This window comes from Streptomyces sp. NPDC017520, from assembly GCF_044329855.1.
Classification (GTDB): domain Bacteria; phylum Actinomycetota; class Actinomycetes; order Streptomycetales; family Streptomycetaceae; genus Streptomyces.
Window position 1 is genome coordinate 1 of record NZ_JBIRKB010000039.1, and the last position, 6,544, is coordinate 6,544.

At 66.0% G+C, this 6,544-nt stretch carries 6 protein-coding genes; 4 read left to right on the plus strand and 2 right to left on the minus strand.

From position 1 onward, the window contains the following. Positions 1-474 precede the first annotated feature (474 nt). Positions 475-924, minus strand: a complete 450-nt coding sequence (locus ACH4KB_RS37810) for a DUF523 domain-containing protein (RefSeq protein WP_398071619.1) — start codon at positions 922-924, stop codon at positions 475-477. A 56-nt stretch (positions 925-980) separates the two neighbouring features. After that, a complete protein-coding gene (locus ACH4KB_RS37815) occupies positions 981-1,445 on the minus strand; it encodes an Lrp/AsnC family transcriptional regulator (protein ID WP_398071621.1) in 465 nt (154 codons plus the stop codon). A 93-nt stretch (positions 1,446-1,538) separates the two neighbouring features. Here ACH4KB_RS37815 and ACH4KB_RS37820 point away from each other — a divergent pair, with 93 nt between their 5' ends. The 4 genes from ACH4KB_RS37820 (at position 1,539) to ACH4KB_RS37835 (ending at position 6,469) form a co-directional block, all read left to right on the plus strand. Then, a complete protein-coding gene (locus tag ACH4KB_RS37820; protein ID WP_398071623.1) occupies positions 1,539-2,012 on the plus strand; it encodes a rhodanese-like domain-containing protein in 474 nt (157 codons plus the stop codon). Beyond that, the gene (locus tag ACH4KB_RS37825; RefSeq protein WP_398071625.1) at positions 2,006-2,479 is read left to right on the plus strand and encodes a GNAT family N-acetyltransferase; all 474 of its coding nucleotides are present in this window, start codon (positions 2,006-2,008) and stop codon (positions 2,477-2,479) included. Before ACH4KB_RS37820 ends, ACH4KB_RS37825 begins: the two co-directional genes overlap by 7 nt. Positions 2,480-3,543: 1,064 nt before the next feature. Continuing rightward, positions 3,544-3,933, plus strand: a complete 390-nt coding sequence (locus tag ACH4KB_RS37830; protein ID WP_398071627.1) for a CU044_2847 family protein — start codon at positions 3,544-3,546, stop codon at positions 3,931-3,933. 16 nt (positions 3,934-3,949) lie between these two features. Further along, positions 3,950-6,469: an NACHT domain-containing protein gene (locus tag ACH4KB_RS37835; protein WP_398071629.1), complete on the plus strand. Its 2,520-nt coding sequence runs from the start codon at positions 3,950-3,952 to the stop codon at positions 6,467-6,469. Positions 6,470-6,544: the final 75 nt, after the last annotated feature.

Below are 6,544 nucleotides of genomic sequence, written 5' to 3' on the forward strand. Positions count from 1 at the left end.
CCCACTCCGCATTCGTCAGATCCCCACGACCCATGAAGCCAGCCTGGCCCCAACACCCCACCCAAGTCAGGCGATCCGAGAAACAGTGCCTAGGTCAGACCGGTCGGCAACGGCCCCGAATCTCGGGACCACTCGCTTGACCAGCCGAACCGTGGCCTCGCCCCAGCGGTCGGCCGCCCCCAGAGACACGGCCGGTGAACAAGCTGACTCGGTCACGGGCCGCGTCACGCGGGCGGCGGCGGCCGGAGCTCTTGATCGGTCGCGCAGAACGGCCGACGCGCTTGGTGGGCGAAGCCCTCAGAGAGGACGTCGGCGAAGTGGCCATCCGGGGACGACGTGGGGGGGGGACGGTCGACGGGAGACGACGAGGTCACGTGGGAGAAGATCCGGGGGCATCGACGCCGTCTCACCCCAAAGCCCGACGCGCGGCCAAGGCCGGTCGCGGAGGACGGGCGGTTGGGTGCCGGGGGAGCTTCACACGCCCGGGGCGGATCGCACGGTGATCCCGTGACGCTCGAGCAGCGCCGCCGTCACCCCGTCCCCAGCCACCAGTTCCCCTGCGAAGGAACCGTCGTAGACGACGCCTCGTCCGCACGAGGGGCTGCGCGGCATCAGGAGTGCCTCGGTGCAGCCTCCGTGCCGAGCGGCCTCGAGCGCACGCCGCGCTCCGTCCACGAACTCCGCCGTCACGTCACGTCCGGTGTCCTCGACGACCCGCGCCGTTCCGTCGAGCACGGCGTGCCCGTCGCCGCCCACCAGCTCCGCCGGCCGCCTCGGGGTCGGGAGCCCGCCCGCCACCTCCGGGCAGAAGGACACGACACTCCGACCCTCGACGGCCTCCTCGACCGCTCGTGACGCCTTGTGCCGGCCGTCGAACCGGCATGGCACTCCGCGCAGACACGCGCTGACCAGAATCGTTTCCACGGCATCCCAGGCTACCCATGTCATTGCTACGGACCGTCACCGGGTTGACCCTCTCTTCACTCTGGCGCCGAGGCCACCGTCGTGATCGCGCGGGTCGGGAGCGGGCTGGAGTAGACGACGCTGGTCGTGACGGCGCCCAGCCCGGCGATGCGGCCCGTCGTCGTCTCCAGGTGGCGCATGGAACGGGCGAGGACCTTGAGCATGAAGCAGTCCTCACCGGTGACGTGGTGGGCTTCCACGATCTCCGGCGTGGTCGCGACCAGATCCCGGAACGGCTTGTAGTTACCCGTGGGATAACGGAGGCGGACCAAGGCCAGGATGCCGAGTCCAAGCCGTTCCGGATCCACCACCGCCGAGTAGCCGCGGATCACGCCGCTCTCTTCCAACCGCCGCACCCGTTCGGTGACAGCACTGGCAGACATGGACACGGTTCGAGCCAACTCGGCGTAGCTGGCACGGCCCTCTTGCTGCAAGGCTTCCAGGATGCGCATATCAGTGTCGTCAAAGGAAACAGCGGTCATGACCGAGAAATACCACGACATCACCGGTCAAGGCCAGGCATGACCGTCGATCATCTGTTCTCGCCCACGGCTGCGCCTCGTAGCGTTTCAGTCATGAACAACACAGCCGCAAGCCCCGCGCTGCACACCCCGCCCGCCGCTCCCGCCGACGCCGCCACCCACTTCGCCGCACGCCTCACCTTCCAGGCGGACGTCTCCGACGTCCGCGCCTCACTCGAATCCGGCGCCCCTGGCTTCATCCTGATCGACTCACGCGGGATCGCCGGCTGGCAGCAGGGCCACGTGCCAGGTGCGGTCCACCTGCCCACCGCCGACATCCCGGCACGAGCCGCGAGCCTGCTCGACCCGGAGGTTCCGGTCATCACCTACTGCTGGGGACCCGGCTGCGACGGCGCCACCCGCGCGGCGCTCGCCCTCGCCAGGCTCGGCTACCAGGTCAAGGAGATGATCGGTGGCATCGAATACTGGATCCGCGAAGGCTTCCCGGTCGAATCCCTGGCCGGTACCGAACAGCGCGAGGCGGACCCGCTGACCACCCCCCTCGGCTCCATCACCTGCGCATGCTGACGGACACCCCACGGCCGGTCGGCACCATCCGTCCAGCCGTGCCGACCGACCTGCCCATGGTGGCGGAACTGTGCGCCGCCCATGCCGCATTCGAGCGCGCTGAGCCCGTCTCCGCAGACCTGGCGGCTCGCCTGGAGGCCACCTTGTTCACGGCGAATCCGAGAGCATGGTGCTTCGTGGCCGATCACGAAGGAGAACTCGTCGGGTATGTGACGTGCTCACTGGAGTTCTCCACCTGGCAGGCGACCGACTACCTCCACCTGGACTGCCTGTTCGTGACCGAGGCGCACCGCGAAGAGGGCTGGGGGCGCAGACTGCTCGACGCCGTGACACGCACAGCAGAGGAACGTGACGTGACACAGGTGCAGTGGCAGACGCCCGACTGGAACACCGACGCCATCCGCTTCTACAGCCGCGCAGGAGCCCAGGCGTCCGCGAAGATCAGGTTCTCACTACCGGTCCAGTGACCCGAGTCGGAGATTCCTGACCAGATCGGTTCCGGTCTCGCCGGTACCCGACGCCCGGGGGCCCATCCAGCAACGCGAAGTCCGGAACCGGGTCCGGAGCGAGCTGCCGAGAGCGGTGTGGCTCCATGCCCTGGACGGCGTGGCCGCCGACGAGGCTCGGATCTCGCCGCCCTGATTCCGGCCTGCCGTACGGCCCCTCGACTGCGCCGTCACTCCGCGCCGGGGGTCAAGCGGATGGGCCGACTTCCGCCGGGTGGAGCAGGGGATGCGTCCCCACCGTCTTCGATCAGGAACCGGTCGCCGGGTGGAGCCCTGGGACGCGGGAACGGCCGCTCAGCGCGAGGCTTATGCCTTGCCCTCGCAGAAGTCACTCTACGTGCCCTCGGCAGCACCTCCGGTGGCATGACGTCATGTGCCACCAGGCCCGCCGCAACGTCACTTCCTAGGGAGAATCTGGGGAGTAGCGACGGTCCTGGGGAGCGCATGGGGAGAATCGACCACGTAACGCAGCACGATCCCGAAAGACGCTGAAAGACTTGTCCGCGCAGGTCAGGGGTGGGCACAACCGCATCGATGCAGGTCAGCGCCACCAGGTAGACAACTTCATGACGAAGTCCTCCAAGCCCACGCGAACGAATGGCATGGTTCCAACACCACAGCCGTGTCAGCACAGGCGAGAAGCACCCCGAAGCCCTCGACGAGTCCAGGTCCGATCGAGTCTCAGCAGCGCCCCGGCCTGCCCGCAGGACCTGACACCTCAGCAGAGTCGGCATACGGGCCCGCCAGTCAGCGCAAACAGTTCAGTAGCCCACGATGTACGTCCGGATCACGACTCGCCACGAGCTCTGCGTTCCGGACCTCTCTCTATGCAACGCATGACCCCATCATGGCGCTGCTCTCACCTCGCTTCGGCGGCATGCCCGAACCGGCCACGGCCGTTCAGCAGTTGCAGCAGTGCTACGTAGAGCAGATCTTGCTACGAGGTAGGCTATGCCGTCGCGGCTGGTAGCGGTGACCCACGTCGGTACCAGCAGAAACGGCTGCTGAGCCACTTGGGGGAAATGATGTCCGACTTCGTCGAGTTCAACTTTCCCGACGGACAAGCCGTGCTCGTCGAGGTCTGGCCTACCGGCGAAACTAGGGTCGGCATCGATGCCGAATACCAGCTCCCCGGCAGCGCCGGGGTCGAGGCAGTCGGCCTCGGTGCGCGCATTGTCGAGCAGGCAGGCAGGACGCTTAACGAGGCGTTCGCTCCACTGGTCCCGGTCCTCTCAGGTTTGCACGATCAGGTCACCAGTCTGCCACGGAAGCCCGAGGAGCTGACCGTCGAGTTCGGCGTCAAGCTGACTGCCGGTCTGAAACTGGCCGTGGTGAGTGGCGGCGAGGCCAACTTCAACGTCTCTGCCACGTGGCGACTCAGCGACGACCGCAACACCACCTCCGTCGCTGAATGAAACGGAAGCGGGCGCCATGTATCCGGTCTCCGCGGATGATTCCCTGCGCACCGCCTTCGTCTCCTTACTGAAACCGGACGGCACTGTCGTCGGCGGCGGCGTCTTGGTCACCGACGAGAACGCCGTCGTGTCCGTCCTCACCTGTGCACATGTCGTCAACATGGCATTGGGCAGGCATCAATTCGCGAGCGACAAGCCCACTTCCGACTCGGTGACCGTGGCCTTTCCGTCCGTTCCCGGCCAACGCTGTTCCGCCCATGTGACCGGATGGTGGCCGGCACGTTCTCTCCGCGATGAGGAAGAGACGCTCTCTGGCACGGAGAGACGATGGCGTGGAGACATCTCCACGCTCCGGGTGGCTGACGCGCTACCCAAGCAAGTACGGCCAGTGCGCCTCGCAGCTCCATCCCTCGGACAGTCGGCATGGAGCTGGTTCGGCAGCGGCGAACCGACCTCCGTTGTTCGGGTGCACGTGTCCGCAGTGGCTGACGACTGGCTGGTCCTCAGCGGCGCCCCCACGGGACATGTCGTCCAGCCCGGCTACAGCGGCAGCCCTCTGTGGGACAGAAAGCTGCAGGCAGTCGTCGGGATGCTCGTCAGCACACATCACTCGCTGCCATACAGTCGGCTGACCACGGCGGACATCATCCGGCAGAGCTACGCGATCCGGGCAGACATCATCGCCGAGCGTTGCCTAGCACACGGTCCAAAGCAACGTCTCCTTCCCGGCGAGCTGCAGTCCCTGCTCAACGCCCAGCGCAGTGCGGCGCGGGCCTTCCCGTATCGTGCTATCGGCCTCCACGGCCGTGATCCCTCGGCGGTCTACGTACGCCAGCAGGTGTCCACGTCCGATAATGCGGCTGCGGCATTGGCCACCGACCCAGAGCAGGCCAGCGCAGCACCCGACCCTGTGGTCCTGAGACCGAAGTCAATCGAAGAGGCCCTTGCCACACATCGGCACCTGTTCCTGACGGGCGTAGCGGGTTCCGGAAAATCCACTCTGACCCTTCAATTAGCGACCCGAGCCGTCGTGCTCCCAAGGGACGGCGCCGCTGCCGCTACCCTCCTGCCCGTCCGGTTGCTGGCGAGGGATCTGGCAGCCCGTCCCGGAATGCGCCTTCTCTCTGCGGTGTCAGATGCCCTCGGGGCGAACCTTGCGAGGTTCCTGGCACGCGACCTCGATCCGCGACTGTTGGAACAGCGCGTGCCTGGATCGCACTGGCTCTTGGTCATCGATGGCTTGGACGAGGTCACCTCGCGGGCAGATCGCGCCGACCTAATCGAACGCCTACGGGTCTTCATGGAGGCGGAGCGCGAGTACCACGTCCTGATCACCAGCCGTCCCTTACCTGACGACGAACGCCGAACCTGGGACAGTGACAAGGAGCTCACGCACTACGCCATTGAGCCCTTTCAGCATCATCAGCGCGCCCAGTTCGCACATTCCTGGTTCTCAGATGACGTAGATCTCGCCGAGTCATTCCTTCGCGAGCTGGCCTCATCCCGGCTTGAGGAAGAGGCGTCCATCCCGCTCCTTGCCACAGTCGCAGCAGTTGTGTTCGCTGAGGCGCCCAGCCAGCCTCTTCCCGCAAGCCGCTTCGACCTGTACGAACGGTACTTCTCCCATCTGTACGACTCCCGAGCCCGCCAGCTACTCAGTGACACGCAGTCCCGGCTCGCTGGCCGACCAATGGCGCAGAAGCTGGCTCAGGAACTGGTCGAAGCGCGAGTCGCGCTGATCGAGCACCTTGCACCGCTGGCTCTGAAAGCCCGGTCTCTGCTGTCTGAAGCCCTCCAATGGTTGGCAGACCGGGCCATCACTCCCACTCCGGCACCAGCGGATTGGCCCGAAATCGTTGGTTCAGTACTCACGTCCACCGGGTTGCTGCTGCTAGACGGCGAAGGTCTCATCTTTGCCCACCACACCTTTGCCGAGCACATCTGCGACCTACTCGACGCCCGTGGGCTTCCGTCCCGATTCGATCCCGACAATCCGATTTGGTGGAGAACCCTCAGACTTGCGTGCGCGGATGGGAATCTCACAGCCCAGCGGACGATCTTCCACAGAGCACTGATCAATAGCGGCGCCCCTGAACTTCTCGACTGGCTGCTCGCGGGTAACGACATCGCCCGGGAGCTCGCTGCCGCACTGATTTCACGTGGTGTTCAGGCGACAGCAGGTCAGCATGAAGCCCTGGCGCGCACCTTCGACTTCTGGCTGTGGCGGGCATTGCGCGACGCCAACGGCCGGTACGTAAACCAAGTGGTCGGCGCACTGAGTCTGCTGCGCAGCCTTGATCACCCCCTCCGGCGAGTGATCCACGGCGCTGCGGAGAACGCGGCCTTGCCCGACGTCGTTCGCGAGGCCGCAGCGCACGCTCTACTGCGCTCGGGCGAGCCGCATAGATCCCGCGGCCTTGCCCTTCTCCGCCGTTTCGCCTGCGATCCACAGCTCGCGGGTGCAATACGTGTCAGGGCGGCTCAAGCGCTGGAGTTTGCAGGCGCTTTGCCAGCGGCTAGTGTCCTGAGTCGTTAATTCGTGTGCAGTATGCGGCGAGGGTGTCGAGGATTTCGTCGGCGGGTTTCGTCCACACGAACGGCTTGGGGTTCT

Coding starts and splice junctions, on each gene's coding strand:
- ACH4KB_RS37815 (WP_398071621.1), bottom strand. CDS start 1,445: ATGACCGCTGTTTCCTTTGACGACACTGATATGCGCATCCTGGAAGCC.
- ACH4KB_RS37820 (WP_398071623.1), top strand. CDS start 1,539: ATGAACAACACAGCCGCAAGCCCCGCGCTGCACACCCCGCCCGCCGCT.
- ACH4KB_RS37825 (WP_398071625.1), top strand. CDS start 2,006: ATGCTGACGGACACCCCACGGCCGGTCGGCACCATCCGTCCAGCCGTG.
- ACH4KB_RS37830 (WP_398071627.1), top strand. CDS start 3,544: ATGTCCGACTTCGTCGAGTTCAACTTTCCCGACGGACAAGCCGTGCTC.
- ACH4KB_RS37835 (WP_398071629.1), top strand. CDS start 3,950: ATGTATCCGGTCTCCGCGGATGATTCCCTGCGCACCGCCTTCGTCTCC.